Origin of the sequence: Schaalia naturae (assembly GCF_042665795.1) — a bacterium.
GTDB classification, from domain to species: Bacteria; Actinomycetota; Actinomycetes; order Actinomycetales; family Actinomycetaceae; genus Pauljensenia; species Pauljensenia naturae.
In genome coordinates this window covers 2,200,177-2,223,556 of the sequence record NZ_JBHTEF010000001.1, presented here as the reverse complement: position 1 = coordinate 2,223,556, position 23,380 = coordinate 2,200,177, and the positions used below count along the sequence as shown (strand labels likewise).

Genomic DNA, 23,380 nt, shown 5'->3' with positions numbered 1-23,380 from the left:
AATGAAGACGATCAAGCAGTGGATCGGTGGCGAGTACTACGAGGGCACGCCCATCGGCACCTCCGACGTGGAGAATCCCGCCACCGGCGAGGTCGAGGCGCGGATGCTCCAGGCCTCGCAGGCCGACCTCGACCACGCGGTCGAGGTGGCGCGCGAGGCGCAGAAGAAGTGGGCGAAGGTCTCGCTGGCCAAGCGGGTCGCCATCATGTTCCGCATGCGCCAGCTGGTGCTCGACCGCCAGGACGAGATGGCCAGGCTCATCGTGGCCGAGCACGGGAAGAACTACTCCGACGCCATCGGCGAGATCCAGCGCGGCCGGGAGACCCTGGACTTCGCGACCGCGATCAACGTCGCTCTCAAGGGCGAGTACTCCTTCGACATCTCCACCGGCGTCGACATCCACACCCTCCGCCAGCCGGTCGGCGTGGTCGCGGGCATCTGCCCCTTCAACTTCCCCGCCATGGTCCCGATGTGGATGCACCCCCTGGCGATCGCGACCGGCAACGCATTCATCCTCAAGCCCGCCTCCCCGACGCCCTCGGCGGCCCTGCTGACCGCGGAGCTGTACAAGGAAGCGGGCCTGCCCGACGGCGTCTTCAACGTGGTGGCCGGCGACCGGCGCCTCGTCAGCAACATCCTCGTGCATCCCGGGATCGACGCGATCTCCTTCGTGGGCTCGACCCCCGTCGCCCACGTCGTCCAGGACACCGGCGTGTCCCACGGCAAGCGCGTGCAGGCGCTGGGCGGGGCGAACAACCACGCCATCGTCATGCCCGACGCCGACCTCGATTTCGCGGCCCAGCACATCTCGGCGGCGGCCTTCGGCGCCGCCGGCGAGCGTTGCATGGCCCTGCCCGTCGTCGTGGCGGTGGGCGGCATCGGCCCGAAGCTGGCCGAGATGGTCAAGAAGCACGCCGAGAGGATCAAGGTCGGCCCCGGCATGGAGGACGGGGTCGAGATGGGCCCGGTCATCTCGAAGAAGGCGAAGGACCGCATCGTCGGGCTCATCGACGACGCGGAGAAGCGCGGGGCGAAGATCGTCATGGACGGTCGCGGCCTGGTCATCCCCGGGCACGAGAACGGGCATTTCCTGGGCCCGACGATCATCGACGACACGCCGCTGGACGCCCCGGTCTACACCGAGGAGGTGTTCGGCCCGGTCCTCACCATCGTCCACGCCGACACCTACGAGCAGGCGATCGGGATCGTCAACGCGGTCGAGTTCGGCAACGGCTCGGCGATCTTCACCAACGACGGCGGCGTCGCCCGCCGCTTCACCCTGGACGTCGAGGCCGGCATGGTCGGGGTCAACGTCCCGATCCCCACGCCGGTCGCGTACTACTCGTTCGGCGGATGGAAGCAGTCCCTGATGGGCGACACCCACATCCACGGCCCGGAAGGCGTGAAGTTCTACACCAAGGCGAAGGCGGTCACGTCGCGCTGGCCCTCCGAGCGGACCTACGCGGCCACGATGTCCTTCCAGCGCGAGGACTGACGGTCTCTCGGGGACTCCGGCGGGGCGGCCCGGCGGAGTCCCCGGAAGCACGCGGCATCCGGCCCGACGGGGGATCCCCGTCGGGCCGGCAGTCGTGCCCGCGACGAGGGCGTCGGGAAGGGCGGGGTGCGACCCTATGATGACCGGGTGGAGTCAGACGGAGGCGCCCGGCCGCGCCGAGTGACGATCCGCGACGTGGCGCGCGCATCGGGCACGTCGATCACCACCGTGTCCGTCGCACTGTCCGGGGGCGCGGGGGTGGCGGAGGCGACCCGGGCGAGGGTCGTCGCCGCCGCGAACCGGCTGGGGTGGCGTCCGAACCGCCGGGCGTCGGCGCTTCGGCGCCTCGATCCCCGGCTGGTGGGCCTCGTCTACGAGGTCGAGCAGGACTTCCAGGCGATGCTGGTGGACGCCGTGTACACCGCGGGCGCGGCGAACGGCCTCGAGGTCACGCTCTCGGGCGCGACCCGGCACCATCGGGAGCGCCGGTGCGTCGCCGAGCTGCTCCGAGACAACGTCCAGGCCCTCCTGCTGACGGGATCCGAGCTGACCGACGGCGACTTCGCGCATCTGGCCAGGGAACTGCCGGTGATGTCGCTGTGCCGTTTCGTCCGGGCCCCCGGGGTCGATGCGGTCGTCTCCGACGACCAGATGGCCCTGGGCCAGGCGATCGGGCATCTGCGGGAGCTGGGGCACCGCGAGATCGCCCATGTCGACGGCGGCGACGTGTCGACGTTGTCGGCGCGCCGGCGTCAGGCCTACGCCTCGGTCATGGAGGAGCAGGGGCTGTCGGACCAGGTGAGGGTCGTGCGCGGGGGGTCCACGCTGGCGGCAGGCGCCGCCGCCGCGCATGCGCTGATCGGGGAGGGAAGGACTCCCACGGCGGTGGTCTGCTACAACGACATGGTGGCGGCCGGCCTGTCGCGCACCCTGCGGCAGCTGGGGCTCCGGGTCCCCGAGGACGTCTCGGTGGTGGGATTCGACGACGGCCCGACGGCGGCCGATCCGACGACGGACCTCACGACGATCGTCCAGGACATCGACGGGATCGCCGCCGCCGCCATGGGCCTGCTGGCCCGGCGCATCGCCGCCGATGCGCTCGTGGCCCCGGGGCAGGAGGAGCTCGTCGTCATGCCGACGCGCCTCGTCGTGCGTTCGACGACGGGCCCGGTGCGCCTGGGCTCCTGAGGCCTTCGTCCCAAAACGTTTCCCACTCCTCCCAAAACGTTTCCCACGCGGAACCTCGTTCCGAATTGTCCGGACATGTGTGAGCCTGGTGGCGTTCCGAAGACGGGATGCGGACCGGGAGCGAAGACGACGCCGGGGACGCAGGACGAAGGAGATCGCAATGCCGAAGAGGACGCTGGGCGTCGGAGTCATCAGCCTCGGATGGATGGGGCGTCTGCACAGCAGGGGGTACAAGGCGCTCGCCGAGCACTACCCGGATCTGGATGCCGACATCCGGCTTGTGTCCGCATGCGATGTCGTCGCGGCCAACCGGGAGATCGCGGTCACCCAGCTGGGCTTCGCCCGCGCGGTGGAGGACTACCGCGAGCTCCTGGCGGACCCTGAGGTCGACATCGTCTCGATCTGCTCCCCGAACTACCTCCACCGCGAGATCGCGCTGGCGGCCGCCGCGGCCGGGAAGCCCTTCTGGATCGAAAAGCCGATGGGGATCAGCGCCGCCCAGTCCCGCGACATCGCCGAGGCGGCCGCGTCGGCCGGCCTGGTCACCTCCGTGGGCTTCAACTACCGGCACGCCCCCGCCATCGAGAAGGCCCGGCAGCTCATCAGGGAGGGGCGTCTGGGCCGGATCACGAATGTCCGGGCCTGGCTGATCGCCGATTATGCCGCCTCTCCCGACGGGCCGCTGACCTGGCGGTACGACCGCGAGCGCGCCGGCGCCGGCGTGATCCTGGACCTCATGAGCCATGGATCCGACCTGGTCCAGTACATGGTTGGGCGCATCGCCTCCGTGTCGGCTCTCACCGGCACGTTCATCGCCGATCGGCCGATCCCCACCAAGGCGGGGGTCGGGCACAGCGGGTGGGAGGTCTCAGACGAGCGCGGCGCGGTGGGCAACGAGGACTACGTCGCGATGATGGTCCGCTTCGACGGGGGCGCCGTCGGCACGCTGGAGTCCTCGCGCGTCTCGGTGGGACCCCGCTGCGAGTACGTCGTCGAGGTCTACGGCACCGAGGGGTCGCTGAGGTGGAACTTCGAGGAGATGAACGTCCTCGAGGTGTGCCTGGGCCTGGACAACGAGTTCCAGGGGTACACGAGGGTCATGGCCGGACCCGGCTTCCCCCACTTCTCACGGTTCCAGCCCGGGGCCGGGAACTCGATGGGATTCGACGACCTCAAGGTCATCGAGGCCGCCCAGTTTGTCCAGTCGGTGCTCACCGGCCATCAGAGCGCCCCCTCCGTCGCCGACGGCTGGGCGGCGGCCGAGGTCGACGAGGCGACGGCGGCCTCGGCGAGCGACGGGACCTGGCACGATGTGCGCCCGGTGACCGGGTGCACCACGTTCGGCAACTGAGGCGCCGTCAGGGACGCGAGAGGGACCGCGTCCTCGGGGGCGGTCCAGGAAATCCATACGGCCTCTTCCGGACACGCCGGGGGCCGGCCGGCGACGCGTCGAGGCGCCGCCATCCACGAGAGAGACAGGCACAGATGTCCACCACACCATCGTTGAGCGCGCAGATGACGCGCGAGGAACTCGAGGGCGCCGTCAGGTCGACGCCGCCCTCGGGGAAGAGGCGGTCCATCGGTTTCGTCGCGGCGGTCGCCACCCTCGGCGGCTTCCTCTTCGGCTACGACACGGGCGTCATCTCGGGCGCGCTGCCGTACATGTACATGCCCCACGCGGCTGGCGGCCTCCACCTCACGGCCGTCGAGGAGGGGCTGGTGGGGGGCACTCTGCTGGTCGGAGCCGCATTCGGCGCCCTCATCGGCGGACGGCTCTCCGACAGGTACGGACGCCGGCACAACATCCTCATGCTCGCCGTCATCTTCGCGATCGGGTCCGTGGCCACCGCCGCGGCCCCCAACATCGGCGCCATGTACGTGGCCCGCGTGGTCCTCGGCTTCGCCGTCGGCGGCGCGTCGGCGACCGTTCCCGTCTACCTCTCGGAGACGGCGCCCAAACGGATCCGCGGGACCATCGTGGCGGTCGACCAGGTGATGATCGTCACCGGGCAGCTTCTGGCCTTCATCATGAACTCGATCGTCAAGTCCTTCAACGGGGCGCCGCGCCTCGACGTGGCCGAGGACCCGGCGGGGGTCCTGAGCACCGGCAGCCACAGCTTCGACGATGTCAACGCCCTGATGTCCTCTCAGGGCGGGACGATGGACACCCACCAGTGGTACGACTACGTCTCGAATCTGGTCATCTCGGGCGGCAACGGGAATGCGTGGCGCATCATGCTGCTGATCTGCACGGTTCCCGCGATCGCCCTGTGGATCGGCATGCGTCTCATGCCGGAGTCCCCGCGCTGGTACGCGAAGAACCAACGCTTCTACGAGGCGATCGGCTCACTGCAGCGCGTGCGTGTCGAGGAACGCGACGGATCCATCCCCGACGAGGTCCACGACATGATCCTCAACGAGGAGCGGAACGCGCATGCCGAGAGGGGAAGCTTCCGCGAGATCTTCTCCACGCCCTGGATGAGGAGGCTGTTCCTCGTCGGCGTGTTCCTGGCGATCACCAACCAGACCACGGGCGTCAACACCGTGATGTACTACGCCCCCAAGGTCCTCCAGTACGCGGGGTGGTCCACGGATGCGGCCATCACCGCCCAGATCGCCAACGGGGTGATGTCCGTCCTGGGATGCTCGCTGGCGCTGGTGCTGATCTCCCGGTTTCCGCGGCGCAGGCTGCTCATCACCTGCCTCTTCTCCGTGTTCGTCACCCTGGGGGTGATCGCGGCGCTCTTCGAGTTCACGATCGCGCCGGTGATGGCCTCCGGCGGGACGCCCGTGGCCTGGGCGCCGATGGTCATCCTCGTGATGATGGGCGTCTTCATGCTGGTCGTCCAGGCCGGGAACGGGCCCGTGGTGTGGACGATGCTCGGGGAGATGTTCCCGCAGAAGGTGCGCGGCATCGCCAACGGGGCCGCCGTGTTCTGCATGTGGATCGTCAACGCCGTCATCACCGTGACCTTCCCGCCGATGATGGCCTCCTTGGGCGGAGGGCTCACCTACGGGATCTTCGCCGTGGTGAACCTCGTCTTCGCCATCATCCTCATCAAGGTCATGCCCGAGACATCGAACAAGTCGCTGGAGGAGATCGAAGCGTATGTGCAGCACCGCTACTCCTGAACGGCGGGGGGCGGATCGTCGCCCCTGACCGGCAGTCGGGACGGCGGGCGCGCGCGGGACGCTACAAAACGATTTGGACGAGCAGGAGGCTGACTCCCCTGATCGTACGCGATACCATCTTTTTGTCAGAACATAGCGGGGTCGGTGGAGCCGCCGCTGGACTCCCGGAACCCGGAGAACCGGCATGCTGACGTGCGCGGGCGGGACTACACCCTCAAGGAGCGACATGAGCAACATCCAGCTGGCGATCGCGCCGATCGCCTGGACCAATGACGACCTGCCGGAGCTCGGCGCGGAGAACACCTTCGAGCAGTGCGTCTCGGAGATGGCGCTGGCCGGATACACCGGCACCGAGATCGGCAACAAGTACCCGCGCGATCCGGCCGTTCTGCGTCGGGCGCTCGAGATGCGGGGGCTTCGCGTGGCCTCGGCATGGACCTCTCTCTTCCTCACGACGAAGCCCTTCGAGGAGACCGAGCGCGCCTTCCTCGCCCAGCGCGACTTCCTCCACGCCATGGGCGCCGAGGTCATCGTCGTGGCCGAGCAGGGGCACTCGGTGCAGGGGATGGAGGACGTTCCCGTCTTCGATGGGAAGCCGCATTTCACCGACTCCGAGTGGGACCGTCTGACCTCCGGTCTTGAGCGCCTGGGGGAGCTGGCCGCCCAGACCGGCCAGAAGATCGTCTACCACCACCACATGGGCACGGGCGTCCAGACCACGGCCGAGATCGACCGCCTCATGGCCGGCACGGATCCGGAGAAGGTGTCGCTGCTGCTGGACACGGGTCATCTCGTCTTCTCCGGCGAGGATCCCATGGACATCGCGACCAGGTACAAGGACCGTATCGCCCACGTCCACCTCAAGGACATCCGCGGTCCCCAGCTGGATGAGGCGAAGGAGAAGCGCATGTCCTTCCTCACGGCCATCAAGAACGGCGTCTTCACCGTCCCCGGTGACGGAATCGTCGACATGGAGCCGGTGCTGAGGCTCTTCCTCGACTCCGACTACGACGGCTGGTTCGTCGTCGAGGCCGAGCAGGATCCGGCCAAGGCGAACCCGCTGGAGTACGCGCTCAAGGCGCGGGACTACATCCGTTCCGCGACAGGTCTGTGACCGAGGGCCTTCCCGGGGGCTGTGGCCGCATCGCGGCCGCAGCCCCCGTCCTCGTGCGACCGGGGTCGTTGAAGCCCTTATACTCACTTTGACGTGACAAATAGCTCCCGGGAGGGTCCATGATCTGGCTCGCGGTTGCGGCGGTGGCGGCCCTCATCGCGCTGGACAAATCGCTCCTGCCGGGTGCGAGCATCCTGGGAATCGGGGCCCTGACGAACATCCTCCCGGCCAAGGAGGCCACCGGGACCACGCTCGCCCTGCTCATCGTGGCCGACTGGATGGCCATCTGGGCCTATCGCGACAGTGTCGACTGGGGATCGCTGCGCAGGCTTCTGCCCAATGTCGTGCTCGGCGTCGGGCTGGGGGCGTTGTTCCTCTTCGTCGCCGACAACGATCTCACCAAACGGGTGATCGGCGTGATCATCCTCGTCTTCATCGGGTGGAACGTGGTCTCGATGCTGAGGGAGCGCCGCAACCGCCCGCACGCGCCGGGCCGATCGGAGGACCCGTCCGGGCCGGTGGAGGACCCGGAGGCGAAGAACATCGCCATGGTCTCGGACAAGGCCCCGCAGGACGCGGCGGCCGATGAGGCGTCGGCCCGGCCTGCGGCCATGCGCCGGGTCAGAGGCGTCCTCTTCGGTTCCCTGGCGGGCTTCACGACGATGGTCGCCAACGCCGGAGGTCCCGTGACGGCGATGTACTTCATGACCGAGAGATTTCCGGTCCGCCTGTTCCTGGGGACAACCGCCTGGTTCTATCTCATCGTCAATCTGGTCAAATTGCCCTTCGCTCTGGGGCTCGGGATGCTCGGCGTCGAGCAGCTTCCGATGATCCTCGCGATGGTCCCGGTCATCGGCCTGACCGTCGCGGCGGGGAGAAGACTGTCGGGACGGATCAATCCGACGTTCTTCAACACCGCCATCATCGTCCTCACCCTCATCACCGGCGTGATGCTGCTGGTCTAGGCGAACGCCGTCGCGGGACGCTTGCAGTATGCTGCAATTTGTCCATACAATAAGCGCATCCCGGAAATCCGGGAGGCACACCACAGGGCCGTGCGGCGCACGGCCCGCCCGTTGCTCCGCATGACGCTGTCGAACATGAAGGAGCAATCACCATGAGCACCATCGCCCTCGGGGCGGCGTCCGATCGGGCCGGAGGCAGAACCTCCGCGAAGAAGGAACGGCCGTCTTCCGCCCCCGGTATCCTCATCGCCATGGTCGTGCTGTCCGTGGTCGCCGTGGTCGCGGCGATCATCGGATCGGCTATGGCCACCGTCGTCTCCGGCCTCCTGGTCGCCGCTCTCGCGCTCGCGCTGCTGGCGCAGCCGGAGTTCGGACTCGGCGTCTGAGCCGTCTCTCTGCGTGGGTGCGGGCCGCCCTCGTCGAGTGTTTCCGATGGCCCTGTGCAGTCGTGGCACGGTGAAGTGCCACGACTTCGTCGTCTCTGACCGCGGTCCGACCTGCGACGTGGTTCCGTGGCGGGGTCCTCCCGGGCGCTTGTGCATCCTGGCCGTGGACCGGCCTCGTCGGCGTCGCCGGACAGGGGCCAAAGACCCGGACAACGGTGTCGGATCGGAGGGCTCCTCGAGAAACCAACCATTTGTGAGCACAAGATGAGGCGCATTCGACGGGTCCGTAGTTAGCCTGTGAGGCGATGTCCGCGTACGTCCGCGAACGCTTCAGATGTGAGACTTTGGCAGGGAGCTTAGAAATGTCACGACATATTCCGACGTTGATGCGCGCGGCGGTGCTCCGCGACATCGATCACGGTCTGGAGGTCCAGGAGATCCGCACGCCCCATCCGAAGGATGGAGAGGTCCTGATCAGGGTCAGCGCCTGCGGCCTGTGCCACTCGGACCTCCACGTCCTCGGAGGGGCGATCGCCTTTCCTCTTCCGGCGGTGGTGGGCCATGAGGTCGCCGGCGAGATCGTGGAACTGGGACCCGGCAACGACCAGTCCGGATTGGCGGTCGGGCAACGGGTGGCGGGAGCCTTCCTCATGCCCTGCGGACGCTGCCCGGCCTGCGCGGAGGGGCGCGACGACCTCTGCGGTCCGTTCTTCGACCTCAACCGCCTCCAGGGGAAGCTCTACGACGGCACGACGCGTCTGGCCGACATGGACGGCTCTCCCATCGCCATGTACTCGATGGGCGGATTGGCCGAGTACTGCGTCATCCCCTCGACGGCCGTCGCCCCCGTTCCGGACCGGATCGACCCCGTGGCGGGAGCGATCCTCGGATGCGCGACGATGACGGCCTACGGGGCGGTGCGGCGCGGGGCCGATCTCCGCCACGGCGAGACGGTCGCCGTCGTGGCCACGGGCGGCGTGGGATCCAGCATCATCCAGATCGCCCGGGCATTCGGCGCCAGCCGGATCATCGCGGTCGACATCGCCGAGGACAAGCTCGCCGCTGCCCGCATGCTGGGGGCAACGGACACCGTCAACTCCGCGGAGCAGAACGTCCATGAAGTGGTCTTCTCGCTCACGGGCGGACGGGGCGTCGATGTCGCCTTCGAGGCGCTCGGGCGGCCCGAGACCTGGAACTCCGCTCTCGAGGCCCTGCGCGACGGCGGACGGATGGTGCCCATCGGCTTGGGCGCCGGTGTGCAGACCGCCGAGGTCGAGATCAACAAGACGGTGAGGCGGTCCCAGTCCATCATCGGATCCTACGGGGCGCGCACCCGCCAGGATCTTCCCGAGGTGGTGCGCATGGCCGCGGACGGGCAGATCCGGTACAAGGAGATCGTCACCCGGCGCTTTTCCCTCGATCAGGTCGCCGAGGGATACGATCTCTTGCGTCACGGCGAGATCCAGGGCCGGGCCGTCGTCGACATGTCCCTGTGATTCCGCGTCCCCTCCGATGGGAGAAGATGGCTTCGTCCATCGGAGGGAACGCGGGGCGAGGGGCTCGAGGCGGAACCTCCTCCGGTCGCCTATCCGTGGATGACGTCGGTGTACTCGTCGAAGACGCGCAGACGATCGGGGGCCTCGATGCCGATTGCTCCCGTGAACTGCCCTGAGCGCCAGTCGGCATCGGTGCTCCAGGACAGGGTCGAGCGCACTCCGGGACCTTCGCAGTCCAGAGCCAGACGTCGGATCCGCGGGACCTGGAGCTTTCCGCCATCCAGCCCGCCTGTCATCCTGGTGGTGATCCGGGCGTACTGAGCGGGCGGAAGACCTTCCAGCGGGAGCTCGTCAACGCCATCACACGGATCCAGAGTCACTGAGTCGAGGACTCGATCAGCGTCGTCGGAGGTCTCCACCGACACCTGGACCCTGCAGTCAGGCGGGATCTCGGCCTCGACATGCAGCGACGTGGGACGCCAGCGATCGAAGTCGCGAAGATAGCTCGCACGGAGGCCACGGGGTCGGCGCCACTCGGTCGTATGTGCGCCGGACAGAGCGATGTCGGAGAAGTCGAGCCACAGCCGGAGGTCCTCCTCCGGCATTCCACCCAGACGTGAGGATCTGCCGAAGGCTCCGGGGCCGGCGAGCCGCACGTCTCCGACGCACCCCCACAGATGGGTAACATATTTGGGCATGGCGATGTCGGCGATGACGTGGCCGATCCGCGAGTAGCCGATGAAGAGCGGCTCGTCGGTGTATCCGTTGAGCACTTTGCCGTCGATTCCGGGGACATCGCTGACCAGGTCGCCGTCGATGAATGAGCGTCCACCGAAACGCCGATCGAAGGCAAGGACGTAATCGGCCCAGGCACCGACCTTCGCCGCGCCTCCCGCCCAGCCGTACTCCGTCGCGCCGTGGCAGGTGCCCCATTTCATCGTGCCCGTGCGATCGACGACCATCCTCAGGAAATAGGTGGCGCCCCATCCGACGCCCTTGCCGCGCACCATCAGCGGATTGTGGGCCATCTCGTCGGGCTCGGCGAGGCGGTCGATGCGTGTGCGCGCCCCCGCCACGTACCCTTCTGGCAGGACGAGCGACGGTGAGGGAGGGATCTCGAGATAGTCACCCGCGTGGTCCAGGCGGACATATCGCGTCCCGTCCTCGCGTCCGACGAGGCGCGGGTGCCCGCGGATGATCGCATCGTTGCCGTGATCGGACTGATCGCGGACGAGAGGAGTGACCACGAGGGAGTCGTCAATGGCGAGCTCGACGGCTGCGGGGGCATGAGATGGCGTTTCGCCATTCCCGCTGGAATCGGCGATCGGCTCGGACGTGTCGACGAACAGGGCGAATCGATGCGTTCCAGGACCCGGATGCGGGACGGACAACGACACCGCCTCGACCTCGCCGCCGTCCAGGTGCACGGGTGTCGACAGCACGGTCTGCCCGTCCTGCACGGCGCGGAGCTGAGTCGTGACCGAGTGAGGCGAGCGGTTCGTGACTTCGGCGAGAAGATCGACGGCGGAGCGCCCTCGATCGAGCCTGGCGCGGCTGAGGACCAGATCCACGTGGGTTTGCTCGGGCACGGCGACCCGCGTCTCCGTATCGGCGACGCGGATCGTGTGGTCTCCGGCGCCGACGAGGCGATGGCGCATGGCGAACGGCGCCTGTTCTCCCGGATCGAGGTAGATGACCCGGGTTCTGAAGGGGTCGGCTCCGTCGAGGACGTGGACGGTCTCCACCCCGTTGTCCGAGACGGCAACGGCGGCCACGATGCCCTGTCTCGTCGTGTTCACTGCCCGTCCCCGAATGAGGACCGACGCGGGATCCCCCTCCTCCGGATCCGTTTCGATCGAGACCTGACGCAGAACCGCTCCAGCGGGCGATGCTCCCAGGACGACGCGATCGACCAGCTCCGGACGGTGTGAGTCCTCGCGGAACCCGAAGACCTCGACGAGGAGCCGGTCGGCGTCAGCCTCGAGAGTCGCGTAGTTTCCGTTCCCGGTGGCGACGACTTCGGGGAAGTCGCTCATGAGCCGCGACCCGGGGTCCCCGGTGGTGTAGTCGCATTGGGGCTGCTGGGCCGACGGGAGAGTGAGGTAGACCGGCCGTCCTCCGCGGCGCTGATCCACGGACACGGTCTTGATGTACTCGTGCAGATGAGCCCCGATGACGAGATCGACCCCCGCCTCCTCGACAACGGGGACGACGAGTCGGTTGGTGAACTCATCGGTGTACGGATGGTGGAGGACCACCATCCTCCATCGCGCTCGTCGCGCCGACTCACTGCGAAGGTCCTCCCGCAGCCAATCCAGCGTGGCGTCGATGCGTGAGCGGATCTCTCTGTCGATCGGGATGCCCGAGTTCACGGCGTTCATCTCCGAGAGACCCCAGGAATTGGAGTCCACCATGGCGAGGTGCACGCCGGCGTGATCCAGGGAGTAGCTACGACCGAACGGATCATGCGAGCGTTCCTGTGTCTGGTCTCCGAAGTAGAAATCGAAGTAGGGACCGTCGTCGTGGTTGCCCGGCGTGTAGACGAAGGGGACGCCTGCGAGTGTCTCGGAGATCTTCGCGAACCACCCCTGGGTGTACTGCTCCTTCTGGTGGCCGGTGCCGGCCGGAATGTCCCCTCCATGGACGACGAAATCGGGCCCGTATGCGGCGATGCGTTCCTCAATGCGGCCGGAGACGGTGAACATGTGCGAGTCCGAGAGCAGGAACAGGCGGGCCCGGTCCGCCTCTGCCCGCAATGTGGTGAACGATCCGGTTGCAACCACGGATCCGTCGCAACCGACACGGTACTCGTGCCGTGTTCCCGAGGACAGGCCGTCGACGTAGGCGGTGAGAAGGGTGCACGTCGAGCCCTCGATGTCCTCCGTGCGGGTATGCACCGGAAACCGCTCCCATGGGTCTGAGGCTGTGCGATCCTCGGGCCAGACGTCGAGCGTCCATTCGTGGGCGGCGTCCGCCTCCCAGGCGATGATGAGTCCGTCCGGACGGGGGCCCAGCAGATAGGGGCCCGCGGCCAGGATGACGTTCGTCGGGTGGTCGGCTGTGCGCTCAGTCATGGATCGCGTCCTCCGCGACGGCGTTGTGCTCGTTGTGCTCCTTGCGGATCTGCGCGATGAGAACAGGGACGACGAATGCGACCATGAGGGCCGTGGACACAACCCAGAACTGGATGATCGTCGAGAAGTCGTAGGTGGTCACGCCGTTGGAGACCACTTTCGAGAGGTCCATCAGCCGTCCGTTCACGATCTCCTGGAGCGTCGCCCCGAAGTAGGCGAGAAGTCCGACCATTCCCATGGCGGCGCCGGTGGCCTTTTGCGAGACGAGGGAGACGGCGAGCATACCGCCGAGGAAGGACAACTCAATCCCCAGAGCGAACCCGTAAACGCCAGCAGAGGCCATGCACAGCGCGCGGTTGTCGAACAGAGTGACAAAGCCCATGAGGCCGGCAAGCATGAGGATCCCTCCGGCGATGGCGGTGACCGCATGGCGCGAGCGGAAGACCTTGTCTGAGATGATGCCCGACAGGACGGAGCCGATGCCGCCGGTCACGGAGATGATGCCCAGCGTCGAGCCGGCGGTGACGATCGTGTAGCCAGCGTGTTCCTGAAGGAAGATCACCCCCCAACTGTCGACCGAGTAACGGATGATGCCGAGGAAGACGGCGCTGAGGGCCGCACACCAGACGAACGGGTTCTTGATGGCCTCGATCTGCGCCTCCCGGGTGGTGTGGGACTTTTCCTCTTGGACCTCCTCGACCTCGCCGGCGTACTCGTTGGCGGAGGGCAGGCCGTAGGTCTGCGGGCGGTCGTTCATGAAGTGGAAGATGACGAAAGCCAGGGCGATGCAGATGAGTCCGGGGATGAGGAATGCCGAGCGCCAACCGAGCGCTGCGACCAGGAAGGACGTTCCCACGAAGGTGAGTCCTTCGCCGAGGTAGTGGGCGATCCCGAAGAAGCCGTACCATGTCGCGAGCTGGCTCTTGGGGAACCATTGAGACAACGAGACGGTTGCCGGCGCCGAGCCCATCGACTGGAAGCACCCGTTGAGGACCCACATGACGAGGAACACCACATAGACCACAGGGGACAGACCGAGCACCGTGTTGACGACTGCCGCACCCAGCAGTCCGACCGGGATGATCTTCCGGATGTTGGCATGGTCCCCGATGAATCCGTTGAAGAACTTCCCGAAGGCGATGGCGATCGTCATCGCCGCGCCGATCGTGCCCAGTTGCGTGGCCGAGAGCCCCTCGTCGAGGAGGGGCGCCTTGGCGACCCCCAGCGGCAGCCGCATCACGTAGTACATCGCGTAGCCGATCGTCATCGCCGTGACGCCCCGGATGCGTCGCTTGCGGTAGGTCGCCTTGACGATCGCGGGATCCTTGATCCGGGCCGTGTCTGGTCCCGTCAGGAACCAGCGCAGGGGATTGCTCATGAGCCTGTGCCTTCCTTCGCCTGCTTCTCTACAGGGATGCGGATATGACGGAATGATCGTCGTCCTCATCGGCGGGGTGCCCGTGGGCGTCAGCGCATCGGGCCGTCGCTCGGTCCCGAGGACGACGCCGGCCACGCTCGCATACGGAATATCTGGATGCAATCATGTACGTACATGGGCAGCAGCAATGCCGATGAGTGACCTGGTTCGATCCAGCGGGCATTTCGCACGGCAGGCGGGCCTCAAGGAGGCGGATCTGATAGCTGGTTCGTGACAGGTGCGATCGTGGACGCGGCTGCGATGCCCAGAAAATTGCACGTATGTGCGAGGTCGTGGGAAGAATGTCCACCTCCTCTTTCGCGACACGTCGAATAAGCCGAGGTGGCGAGGGGCGCCACGCGGACGGCTGCGCGCCGGTCGAGGAGGGTGAGTGGGAGCCGGGCGGTTCCGGGGAAGGCGGGATGACAGGTGCGCAGACGACCGACGATGCGCGATGTGGCACGGGAGGCGGGCGTCTCGCAATCCTTGGTTTCCATCGTGTTCCGTGACGCGCCGGGGGCTGGAGAACAGACGCGGGAGCGCGTGCTGGAAGTCGCGCGCCGATTGGGGTACGTCCGCGACGAGAGCGCCCGCTCCCTGCGCTCAACCCGGCCGTTGTCGATCGGGGTCTGTTTCCGTCTCGGGCGGCCGTTCCATGACGCAGTGCTCGAAGGCCTCTATCGGGCCGTCGCCGGCACCCCCTACCGGCTCGTTCTCTCGGCGGTGTCCGGCTCCAGAGCCGAGGAAGCGGCGCTGGATGATCTGGAGGCCTGCCGATGCGGAGCTCTTCTCGTCATCGGCTCGCTTCTGGAGGAGTCCGAGTTGAGCGTCCGCGCACGCAGGATTCCGCTGGTCTCGGTCGCCCGGAGGTGTGACAGCGCGGAGATCGACTGGGTCGTCTCCGATGATGAGGGGGGAATGGACCGCGCCGTCGCGCACCTTCAAGGGCTGGGCCATGAGTCGGTGACCTATCTGAGTTGTCCTGGCGCCTCTGGAGGAGAGAACCGTGAGCGGGCGTTCCGAAAGGTTGCACAGCGTCTGGGACTGGTCGGGGGCGCGCAGGTGCGCGTCGGCGGTGAGTCGGAGGAGGAGGGGGTGCGGATCGCGGAGGAGATGGTCGCTGCCGGAAACGTCCCGTCGGCGATCATCGCGTCCAACGACAGTCTGGCCCTGGGAGTCCTGGGAGGGCTCCTTCGGCACGGGGTGGGAGTTCCCGAACGGGTGTCGGTCATCGGGATGGACGATCTGAAGGCGCTGCACCGGCCCCGCGTGAAAGTGACTTCTCTGTGCCAGGACACGTCGAGATTGGCGGACCTGGCGATCGGTCGCGCGCTCCGGCGGCTTTCCCCGGCGGAGGGGAGGGGGACGCGTCCGCGAGGCACAATTCTCCCGATGTCGTTGGAGGTGCGCGACACCACCGGCCCCGCGACGCTCGGGAAGCTGCCCGGGGGCGCGTGAGTCGGAGGACTCTGCCGCTGCCTCAGCAAGGCGCAGCCGACCTGTCTGTGCGATTGGCACATCGTTGGTTCCATTTGACTGTACAAATCAAAGAACGGCGTTGTACAATATTGGCGCGCTCCAATAGATGCGCTCTCGACGATGAGGAGACAGGCAATGAGTTCCAAGGCTCGAAACACGAACGACCCCCGATACTCGAAGCTCGCCATCGGGGTGTGTCCGGATCAGTGGGGGGTGTGGTTCCCCGAGGACGACAAACAGATCGCACCACGCCAGGCCATGAGGGAGATGGCCGAGGCCGGATTCGAGATTCTGGAGACCGGCCCTTACGGGTATTTCCCCACAGACCCCAAGGAACTGGACCGGTGGACGAAGGAATTCGGCCTCAAGGTCGTGGCCGGAACCGGCTGGGGGATCCTGCACAAGGCGGAGGCATGGCCGGAGACCGTCAAGCATTTCCGGGCCATCGCCGAGACCCATGCGGCCGTGGGCGCGGAGTACATCGTCCATCTCCCTCCCCTGTACCGCGACGACAAGACATGGAAGTTCACCGATGACCGCGTGCTCTCCCCGGACGCATGGAAGCTCTACATCGAGCACGCCAACGCGCTGGGCCAGATGCTCTTGGACGAGTACGGACTGAAGATGGTGCTCCACCCGCACGGCGACTCCCATATCGAGACCCCCGAGGAGATCGCCCGCATCTTCGAGGCCACCGACCCGCGGTACGTCAACCTCTGCCTGGACACGGGCCACGTCGTCTATGGCGGCGGCGACCCGATCGAGATGATCAAGCAGTACCCGGAGCGGATCACCTACGTCCACATCAAGGCCTTCGACCCGGACATCACCCGGGAGGCCCATGAGAAGGACTGGCCCTTCGGCGAGGCCGTGGCCAAGGGCGCGTCGGTGCGTCCCCCCGCGGGCGAGCCGGACATGAAGAAGCTTGTGGACGCCCTCGCCGATCTGGATCGGGACATCTACGTGGTGTGCGAGCAGGACCTGTACCCCTGCGCTCCGGACTTCCCTAAGCAGAACGCCATCCTGACCCGCGAGTACCTGGCCGAGTGCGGCCTGGGCCTGAAGTGAACCCGCGGCATCGCGGAAGAGAGGAATGAGACGGTGACTGTCAGAATTGGTCTGATCGGCGCAGGCGGCATGGGTCGGGCCCATGTGTCGCGCATCGAGAATGAGCTGGCCGGCGGCGAGATCGTCGCGGTCGCGGACGTCAACCATGAGGCCGCCACCGCGGTGGCGGAACCGCTGGGCGCGAGGGCCTATGGGTCGGGGGCGGAGCTGATCGCCGATCCGGATGTGGATGCGGTGCTCATCGCCACGTTCGGCAAGGTGCACGCCCCCGACGTCGTCCGGGCCGTCGAGGCCGGGAAATACGTGCTGTGCGAGAAGCCCTTGGCCACGACCGCCCCGGACTGCCTCGACATCCTGCAAGCCGAGCAGAAGACGGGGAAGCAGCTGGTCACGGTCGGTTTCATGCGCCGTTTCGACAAGGGCTACAACGAGATGCGCGAGGTGCTGACCTCGGGCAGGCTCGGGTACGCCACGCTGCTGCACTGCCGTCATCGCAACCCTTCGGTGCCCGAGAGCTACACGACGCGCAACATGATCGACGACACTGCGATCCACGAGATCGACATCAGTCGCTTTCTGCTGGGCGAGGAGATCGCGAAGGTCCGCGTCGACACGCCGCGTGCGACGTCGCGCCGCTTCGAGCACCTCCAGGACCCGTTGGTCCTCGTGGCCACCACGGAGTCGGGGGTCCTCATCGACGACGAGGTCAACGTCAACATCCAGTTCGGATACTCCATCGAGTGCGAGCTGGTCCTCGAGGCGGGCACGGTGCGCTTGGGCGACCAGGAGCACACCGTGCTCCGCGATGAGTCCGGGAACCGCAACGCGATCTGCTCCAGCCACATCGACCGCTTCCACGACGCCTTCAACCAGGAGGTCCAGCAGTGGATCCGGGCCGTTGAGCGCGACGAGCACGCGGGGTCCACGGCATGGGATGGCTATGCTGCCACCGTCGTCGTCGACGCCGCCATCGAGTCCCTGGAGAACGGCGGCCGCGAGATCGGAGTCGCGATGATCGAGAAGCCGGCGTTCTACGCCTGAGACCCGGCCCGATGCGTGGCCCGGTCCGGGATCTGCGGGTGTCGGCCCGGGCTGCGCCCGGTTGAGAATGGAGATACGTCGTGGTGGATATCGCACTCGATCCGAACATGTATTACGCGTCGATGTCGACGGCGCAGACGTTGTACAAGGCTGGTGAGTTGGGTTTCGGGTACGTGGAGCTCTCGCCCAACGAGGAGTTCCATTTCTGGCAGCGCTATCCGAAGGCGGATGACGAGTTCGTCCGTGGGCTCAACAAGGCGCAGAAGGACAGCGGGGTCGCGGTGCGGACCCTGAATCCCGTGTTCAACTGGTCGTGTGTGGATGAGCAGGAGCGCCGGGCGCAGGTGCGCAACTGGCGGCGGCTGCTGGAGTTGGCTGATCAGATCGGGGTGCGTGAGATCGTCTCGGAGTTCTCCGGGGATCCGAACACGCCGCTGCAGTGCGAGCACCAGTGGTACCGCTCCATCGAGGAGCTGGCTCCCGTCTTCGAGAAGTACGGCATTCGCCTCGACATGGAGCCGCATCCCTATGATTTTGTCGAGCGCCACGACGACGCGTACCGGATCGTGCGGGGGACGAATCTGGAGTGGATTGGTTATGAGTTCTGCTGCCCTCACGTCTTCCATCTCTCTGATGGGGCGGGCGATGTCGAGCGGATGATCGAGGTCTGCGCGCCGAAGCTGCGGGAGGTCCACGTGGCGGACGCGCTCAATCACAAGGCGAACGACGGCAACCGCTATATCGTCAATCCTCCGGGCGTGGATGCCCGCGTTCACCAGCACTCGGAGATCGGCAAGGGCGAGGTGCCCTTCGACCGGGTCTTCGAGTCGTTGCGCCGGGTGGGTTTCGATGGCGTGTTCTCGGTGTGCGTCTTCGGATGGCACGAGGTCGCCGACGAGGTCAACCGGCGCATGCTGGAACGCCTCCACCAGGAGTTCCCCGACTGACGAAGTCGCTAGGCGGGTGCTCCTGGGGCCGTCGGCCCCGGGGCACCCGCGTGTTGGGTTCGTCGACGGGCCGCGGGCGGATCCCGTGTCGACGCCGTGAGCCCGGGTCTGGGGTGGTACCGTCCAGACCGGACGGCACGAGCGGCGAGATCGGGGGGCCATGGGCACGGCCGGCAGACCCACACAGGTCGACGTGGCACGTCTGGCGGGAGTCTCCCGCCAGACGGTGTCCCTGGTGGTGCTGGGCGATCCGAGGGTCTCCGACCGGTCGCGTCGGCGGGTCACCGAGGCGATGGAGGCCCTGGGGTACAGGCCGAACCTCATGGCTCGCGCCCTGGCCTCCAGACGCACGGCCTTCCTGGGGATCGTCCTCGGCGGATTGGCCAACCCCTTCCATGCCGATCTGGCGGAGGAGCTGCGTCGCGCGGGTGCGACCGTGTCCTTCATCCCGATCCTCACCCCGGTCGAGGAGAAGGCGACCGCCGAACGCACCGCGGTGGAGGGACTGCTGGAGATGGGCTGCGCAGGGCTCATCCTGGTGTCGCCGATGATGTCGCGGGAGGACGTGGAGCAGATCGCCTCGAGGGTGCCGACCGTCCTGCTCACCCACGCGCGAGGGCCGAGCGACGTGGATCTGGTCCACTCCGACGACTGGGGTGGAGAACGCGAGGTCGCGCGCCACCTGGTCATCGGCGGATGGGATCCCGTGATCTACCTCGGCTACGACCGGGGAGTGGAGGGCGATTCCTCGAGTCTCCGGTTGGCGGGATACCGGTCTTTCATGAAGGAGGCCGGGCTGCCCGACAGACACGAGTCGGTGTCCGTGCGCGGAGATTCCGTCGCGGAGACCGCCGCAGCGATCGCGCAGCGCTGGGACAGGGGCTTCGCACTGGCCTGCCACAACGACCTCATCGCCCTGCATGCGCTGGGGACGCTCTCGGATCGCGGCCTGCGGCCCGGGGAGGACTTCGCGGTGGCGGGGTATGACAACACCTCCGTCGCGGGATTCCCCGGCATCGGGTTGACCAGCGTCGACCAGGACACCGCTGAGCTGGCCAGGAGGGCCGTCGAACTGCTTGACGAACGGATCAACGGGCGAACCGAGCAACGGGATGTGACCACGCCCGTGCGGCTCGTCCCCAGACGCTCGACAGGAGCGCCTGGGCTGTGAAGGTCTTCGTGCGGGCAACGCGCTGACTCATTCGCATCATATGTATGGACATATGGATCGCGGAGGCTTATGCTTGAAAATTGGAGCGCGCCAATACTCTCGGTCGCACCAACTCGAGGAAGAGTGCTCCGGACGAGGGAAGTCCGGACCGAAGGAGGAGCTGAACATGACAGCCAGCAAAACGGGGGCGCGGGGGACCGCGCCCGAGCCGACTCCGGCGGAGGTCGAGGAGCTCGTCCGCTCGACGCCGCCCTCAGGAAAGAAACGCGCGGTGGGCCTTCTGGCTCTCGTCGCCACGCTCGGGTCGCTGCTCTTCGGATACGACACGGGCGTCATCGCAGGGGCGCTGCCGTTCATGTACCTGCCCAAGGCCGCCGGTGGCCTGGCGCTGACAGCCTGGGAGGAGGGACTTGTCGGCGGCTTCCTGGCCCTCGGTGCCGCCGCCGGCGCCATCATCGGCGGGCGCCTGTCGGACCGGTACGGGCGCCGGCACAACATCCTCCTGCTGGCGCTCGTCTTCGTCGCCGGCGCGCTGGGATGCACGCTCTCCCCGTCGGTCTGGATCCTCTACGTCTTCCGGTTCGTCCTGGGCTTCGCAGTGGGCGGCGCGTCGGCCACCGTGCCGGTCTACCTCTCGGAGAATGCGCCTCAGCGCATCCGCGGGCCGCTGGTGGCGGTCGACCAGTTCATGATCGTGACTGGCCAGCTCCTGGCCTACACGATGAACGCGATCCTTTCCCAGGCCCACGGCGGCCCGCAGGTCGAGGTCGATGGGCAGATGACGGCCTGGGACGACGTCGCCAACAACGCGAGCGCCGTCGCCGCCGTCACCGGCGGCAACGGACAGGCCTGGCGCTACATGCTCGTGCTCGCGACCATCCCGGCCATCGCGCTGTGGATCGGGATGCGCATGATGCCGGAATCCTCGCGGTGGTACGCGGCCAACGGCCACTACGCCGAGGCCGTCGGCGCGCTCAAGCGCATCCGCGAGGACGGGCGCGACGACGTCGCCCAGGAGATCGAGCAGATGGTCGAGGTCAACCGCGCCGAGGCCCAGCAGGAGAAGTGGACGCTACGCCAGACGGTGAGGACGAGGTGGACGCGCAAGATCCTGCTCATCGGCATCTTCATCGGGTTCTTCGACCAACTGACCGGCATCAACACCGCCATGTACTACCTGCCGAAGATCCTCCAGGCGGCCGGATTCTCCGCCGCCAACTCGATCACCCTCAACGTGCTCACCGGCATCGCCTCGTGCATCGGTTCCGCCGTCGGGTTCATCCTGGTCGGCAAGTTCCTCCGCCGCCACGTCGGGATCTACCAGGAGACGGGTGTGACGCTCTCCCTGTTCGCCCTCGCCCTGGTCTTCGGCCTCGGGATCTCCCCCCACATGAACGCCGACGGGTCGATCGCCTCGACCATCCCGGCGTTCCTGCCGTGGCTCGTCGTCATCCTGGTGTCGGTCTTCGTCTTCATCAAGCAGTCGGGCACCGTCAACTGGATCCTCCAGGCGGAGCTGTTCCCCTCCAAGATCCGCGGGTGCGCCCAGGGCGTCTCGGTCGGCTGCCTGTGGCTGATGAACTTCGTCGTCACCTTCGCCTTCCCCGTGATGATCGCCGACCTGGGCGCGGCCTGGACCTACGCGGTCTTCGGCGCGATCAACGTCGTGGCGCTGGTCTTCTACATCAAGGTCGTCCCGGAGACCAAGAACTCCACTCTGGAGGAACTCGAGCTCCAGTTCCGCGAACGCTACTCCTCCTGAGACCGGGTTGTACGTGCTGACGGTCGGGGGCGGTGCCCAGGGAACGGGTGGGGCGACGGATCTCGCCGCGCTCTTGCGTCCGGTCGTGGACTCCGGCTGCCGGGGTCGGCTCGTGGTCGAGGCCGAGCAGGACCCGGCCAAGGCGGATCCCTTCGAGGACGCGCTCAAGGTCCGCGGCTACCTGCGCGACGCGTTGGGCGTGTGAGCGACTGCTTCTGGGAGTGTGGGACGGGGCTGGGGAGGAGATCCTCCCCAGCCCCGTCCCACACGCACGGGTTCACGCGCCGGCGCGCGCCGAGCTTCTGGTCAGGAAGAGCTCCTTGACCTCTTCCTTGCTGAGCTGGGCGATGTTGTTGCCGTAGTTGTTGGCGTCGACGGTGTGCTGGGCGAGGCCGTCGACGTCCTCCAGCGGGATGCCGAGTTCCTCAAGCGTCGTGCGCAGGCCGAGGCTCTTCTTGATCTCGTTGAGGCGGTCTGCCACGGCGTCCGCGTCGGCGAAGCCGATCCGGGCGACCAGTTCGTTGATCTCCGGACGGTGCCTGGCGTTGATGCGGAACCAGGCATCCTCCGTGAAAGCGGTCGCTTCACCGTGTGGCACGTGGTACCTGGACGTGAGGTAGTAGGAGGCGGCGTGGGAGCCGGTGGTCCCGGTCTGGGAGAAGGCGAGGCCCGCGATGAGACTGGCCAGCATCATCTCGTTGATGGCCTCCTTATCCTTGTCGTTCGCGGCCCTCTCGAGATTGGCGAACGCGATACGGGCCCCGTTGAGCGCGTTGTTGTCGGTGAGAGGCGTGTGCTTGACGCTGCTGAGGGCGTCCAGGCAGTGGTCGATGACGTCGATCCCGGAGGCGGCGATGACCTTGCCCGGAGCGGAGTACACGAGCTCCGGGTCGACGACGGCGACTTGCGGGTAAAGCAGGGGGCTGCCCAGGGGGAACTTGATGTTGCGTTCCTCCCAACTGATGATCGCGACGGGCGTGACCTCGCTGCCGGTGCCCGCCGTGGTCGGGACGGCGATCAAGGGCAGGGCTCCGGTGACGGGGGAACCGGTCACCAACTGCTCTGCGGTCAGGCCGGATCCGAGGGCTGCGGCGGCTGCCTTGGAGGCGTCCAGCACGGAGCCTCCGCCCAGTGCGATGATGCCGTCGGCGTTCGCCTGCCGGGCGGCGGCGGCCGCGCCGTTGACGTTGGCGACGGTCGGATTGGGGTCGACCTCGTGGAAGACGCCCTGGATGATCCCGGCGGACCCGTCGACGACCTCCTGGGCGATCCCCGACTTCACCATGAAGGGATCCGCGACGAGCAGAACGCGCGTGTGCCCGGTCGCAGCGAGGTGCTGGCTGATGTTGCGCGCCTCCCCGACACCGAAGAAGATCCGGGTGGGCGAGTATTGCGTCCATGCAGACATGTGTGCCTTCCTTCCTGCGTCCGCCACGGCAGCGCTGGCGACGGGCGCGTGCTATCCGTGTCGCCGAGGCGGTCGCAGTCGATTGACGTGTGATTGTATGAAAACTTTCCGTCGGTCGTCCGCACAGGTGCGGTGCGCCGTCGCTCGAGCTGGCGGCGCTTCCGTGTGGCCATGAACGGCGACGAACGCTCTGCGGTGACTCCGCCCGCGGCTGAGACCGATGCGCCACGGCCAGCG

The 23,380-nt window shown here is 67.1% G+C and carries 18 protein-coding genes; 15 read left to right on the top strand and 3 right to left on the bottom strand.

All coding sequences use genetic code 11. The features are described from left to right. Position 1 precedes the first annotated feature (1 nt). The 8 genes from ACFQWG_RS09875 to ACFQWG_RS09840 all read left to right on the top strand — a co-directional run bounded on the left by ACFQWG_RS09875 (position 2) and on the right by ACFQWG_RS09840 (position 9,776). Positions 2-1,495 (top strand): CoA-acylating methylmalonate-semialdehyde dehydrogenase, encoded by a 1,494-nt coding sequence (locus ACFQWG_RS09875; RefSeq protein ID WP_380974867.1) that lies wholly within the window; start codon positions 2-4, stop codon positions 1,493-1,495. A 147-nt stretch (positions 1,496-1,642) separates the two neighbouring features. Beyond that, a complete protein-coding gene (locus ACFQWG_RS09870; RefSeq protein WP_380974865.1) occupies positions 1,643-2,683 on the top strand; it encodes a LacI family DNA-binding transcriptional regulator in 1,041 nt (346 codons plus the stop codon). A gap of 160 nt (positions 2,684-2,843) precedes the next feature. After that, the gene (locus tag ACFQWG_RS09865) at positions 2,844-4,034 is read left to right on the top strand and encodes a Gfo/Idh/MocA family protein (RefSeq protein WP_380974863.1); all 1,191 of its coding nucleotides are present in this window, start codon (positions 2,844-2,846) and stop codon (positions 4,032-4,034) included. Between the two features lie 134 nt (positions 4,035-4,168). Then, positions 4,169-5,815 carry an MFS transporter gene (locus ACFQWG_RS09860; RefSeq protein WP_380974861.1) on the top strand — a complete coding sequence of 549 codons (1,647 nt, stop codon included), beginning with the start codon at positions 4,169-4,171 and terminating at the stop codon, positions 5,813-5,815. Positions 5,816-6,041: 226 nt separating this feature from the next. Beyond that, positions 6,042-6,929: a myo-inosose-2 dehydratase gene (iolE, locus tag ACFQWG_RS09855; protein WP_380974860.1), complete on the top strand. Its 888-nt coding sequence runs from the start codon at positions 6,042-6,044 to the stop codon at positions 6,927-6,929. 119 nt (positions 6,930-7,048) lie between these two features. After that, positions 7,049-7,894, top strand: a complete 846-nt coding sequence (locus ACFQWG_RS09850; RefSeq protein ID WP_380974858.1) for a sulfite exporter TauE/SafE family protein — start codon at positions 7,049-7,051, stop codon at positions 7,892-7,894. Positions 7,895-8,046: 152 nt separating this feature from the next. Continuing rightward, positions 8,047-8,280, top strand: a complete 234-nt coding sequence (locus tag ACFQWG_RS09845; RefSeq protein ID WP_291499881.1) for a hypothetical protein — start codon at positions 8,047-8,049, stop codon at positions 8,278-8,280. Between the two features lie 362 nt (positions 8,281-8,642). Beyond that, positions 8,643-9,776: a zinc-binding dehydrogenase gene (locus ACFQWG_RS09840; protein ID WP_380974856.1), complete on the top strand. Its 1,134-nt coding sequence runs from the start codon at positions 8,643-8,645 to the stop codon at positions 9,774-9,776. Positions 9,777-9,865: 89 nt separating this feature from the next. On the opposite strand, the gene ACFQWG_RS09835 is transcribed toward ACFQWG_RS09840, so the two are convergent. Together ACFQWG_RS09835 and ACFQWG_RS09830 are read right to left on the bottom strand one after the other, a co-directional pair. Continuing rightward, positions 9,866-12,850 (bottom strand): metallophosphoesterase, encoded by a 2,985-nt coding sequence (locus tag ACFQWG_RS09835; protein WP_380974854.1) that lies wholly within the window; start codon positions 12,848-12,850, stop codon positions 9,866-9,868. Next, positions 12,843-14,228: an MFS transporter gene (locus ACFQWG_RS09830; RefSeq protein ID WP_380974852.1), complete on the bottom strand. Its 1,386-nt coding sequence runs from the start codon at positions 14,226-14,228 to the stop codon at positions 12,843-12,845. Before ACFQWG_RS09830 ends, ACFQWG_RS09835 begins: the two co-directional genes overlap by 8 nt. A 486-nt stretch (positions 14,229-14,714) precedes the next feature. Between ACFQWG_RS09830 and ACFQWG_RS09825 the strand changes: the two genes are divergently transcribed. The 7 genes from ACFQWG_RS09825 to ACFQWG_RS09795 all read left to right on the top strand — a co-directional run bounded on the left by ACFQWG_RS09825 (position 14,715) and on the right by ACFQWG_RS09795 (position 21,940). After that, positions 14,715-15,725: a LacI family DNA-binding transcriptional regulator gene (locus ACFQWG_RS09825; protein WP_380974850.1), complete on the top strand. Its 1,011-nt coding sequence runs from the start codon at positions 14,715-14,717 to the stop codon at positions 15,723-15,725. Between the two features lie 156 nt (positions 15,726-15,881). Continuing rightward, on the top strand, positions 15,882-16,814 hold the full coding sequence (locus tag ACFQWG_RS09820; protein WP_380974848.1) for a sugar phosphate isomerase/epimerase family protein: 933 nt from the start codon (positions 15,882-15,884) through the stop codon (positions 16,812-16,814). A gap of 33 nt (positions 16,815-16,847) precedes the next feature. Then, entirely contained in the window at positions 16,848-17,855 is a 1,008-nt protein-coding gene (locus tag ACFQWG_RS09815) for a Gfo/Idh/MocA family protein (RefSeq protein WP_380974846.1), read from the top strand. A gap of 80 nt (positions 17,856-17,935) precedes the next feature. Beyond that, the gene (locus ACFQWG_RS09810) at positions 17,936-18,802 is read left to right on the top strand and encodes a sugar phosphate isomerase/epimerase family protein (protein ID WP_380974844.1); all 867 of its coding nucleotides are present in this window, start codon (positions 17,936-17,938) and stop codon (positions 18,800-18,802) included. 193 nt (positions 18,803-18,995) lie between these two features. Then, complete coding sequence (locus ACFQWG_RS09805) at positions 18,996-19,973, top strand: LacI family DNA-binding transcriptional regulator (RefSeq protein ID WP_380974842.1); 978 nt, start codon at positions 18,996-18,998, stop codon at positions 19,971-19,973. A 166-nt stretch (positions 19,974-20,139) separates the two neighbouring features. Further along, positions 20,140-21,735 carry an MFS transporter gene (locus ACFQWG_RS09800; RefSeq protein ID WP_380974840.1) on the top strand — a complete coding sequence of 532 codons (1,596 nt, stop codon included), beginning with the start codon at positions 20,140-20,142 and terminating at the stop codon, positions 21,733-21,735. A 13-nt stretch (positions 21,736-21,748) separates the two neighbouring features. Next, positions 21,749-21,940 (top strand): hypothetical protein, encoded by a 192-nt coding sequence (locus ACFQWG_RS09795; RefSeq protein WP_380974838.1) that lies wholly within the window; start codon positions 21,749-21,751, stop codon positions 21,938-21,940. A gap of 72 nt (positions 21,941-22,012) precedes the next feature. Here ACFQWG_RS09795 and ACFQWG_RS09790 read toward each other — a convergent pair whose 3' ends face one another. Then, the gene (locus tag ACFQWG_RS09790; protein WP_380974836.1) at positions 22,013-23,143 is read right to left on the bottom strand and encodes an iron-containing alcohol dehydrogenase; all 1,131 of its coding nucleotides are present in this window, start codon (positions 23,141-23,143) and stop codon (positions 22,013-22,015) included. Positions 23,144-23,380 lie beyond the last annotated feature (237 nt).

Bases quoted from the DNA above. Each gene is read 5' to 3' on its own strand.
- ACFQWG_RS09865 (WP_380974863.1), top strand. From the start codon at position 2,844: ATGCCGAAGAGGACGCTGGGCGTCGGAGTCATCAGCCTCGGATGGATG.
- iolE (WP_380974860.1), top strand. From the start codon at position 6,042: ATGAGCAACATCCAGCTGGCGATCGCGCCGATCGCCTGGACCAATGAC.
- ACFQWG_RS09840 (WP_380974856.1), top strand. From the start codon at position 8,643: ATGTCACGACATATTCCGACGTTGATGCGCGCGGCGGTGCTCCGCGAC.
- ACFQWG_RS09850 (WP_380974858.1), top strand. From the start codon at position 7,049: ATGATCTGGCTCGCGGTTGCGGCGGTGGCGGCCCTCATCGCGCTGGAC.
- ACFQWG_RS09875 (WP_380974867.1), top strand. From the start codon at position 2: ATGAAGACGATCAAGCAGTGGATCGGTGGCGAGTACTACGAGGGCACG.
- ACFQWG_RS09845 (WP_291499881.1), top strand. From the start codon at position 8,047: ATGAGCACCATCGCCCTCGGGGCGGCGTCCGATCGGGCCGGAGGCAGA.
- ACFQWG_RS09825 (WP_380974850.1), top strand. From the start codon at position 14,715: ATGCGCGATGTGGCACGGGAGGCGGGCGTCTCGCAATCCTTGGTTTCC.
- ACFQWG_RS09835 (WP_380974854.1), bottom strand. From the start codon at position 12,850: ATGACTGAGCGCACAGCCGACCACCCGACGAACGTCATCCTGGCCGCG.
- ACFQWG_RS09800 (WP_380974840.1), top strand. From the start codon at position 20,140: ATGACAGCCAGCAAAACGGGGGCGCGGGGGACCGCGCCCGAGCCGACT.
- ACFQWG_RS09790 (WP_380974836.1), bottom strand. From the start codon at position 23,143: ATGTCTGCATGGACGCAATACTCGCCCACCCGGATCTTCTTCGGTGTC.
- ACFQWG_RS09860 (WP_380974861.1), top strand. From the start codon at position 4,169: ATGTCCACCACACCATCGTTGAGCGCGCAGATGACGCGCGAGGAACTC.
- ACFQWG_RS09820 (WP_380974848.1), top strand. From the start codon at position 15,882: ATGAGTTCCAAGGCTCGAAACACGAACGACCCCCGATACTCGAAGCTC.
- ACFQWG_RS09830 (WP_380974852.1), bottom strand. From the start codon at position 14,228: ATGAGCAATCCCCTGCGCTGGTTCCTGACGGGACCAGACACGGCCCGG.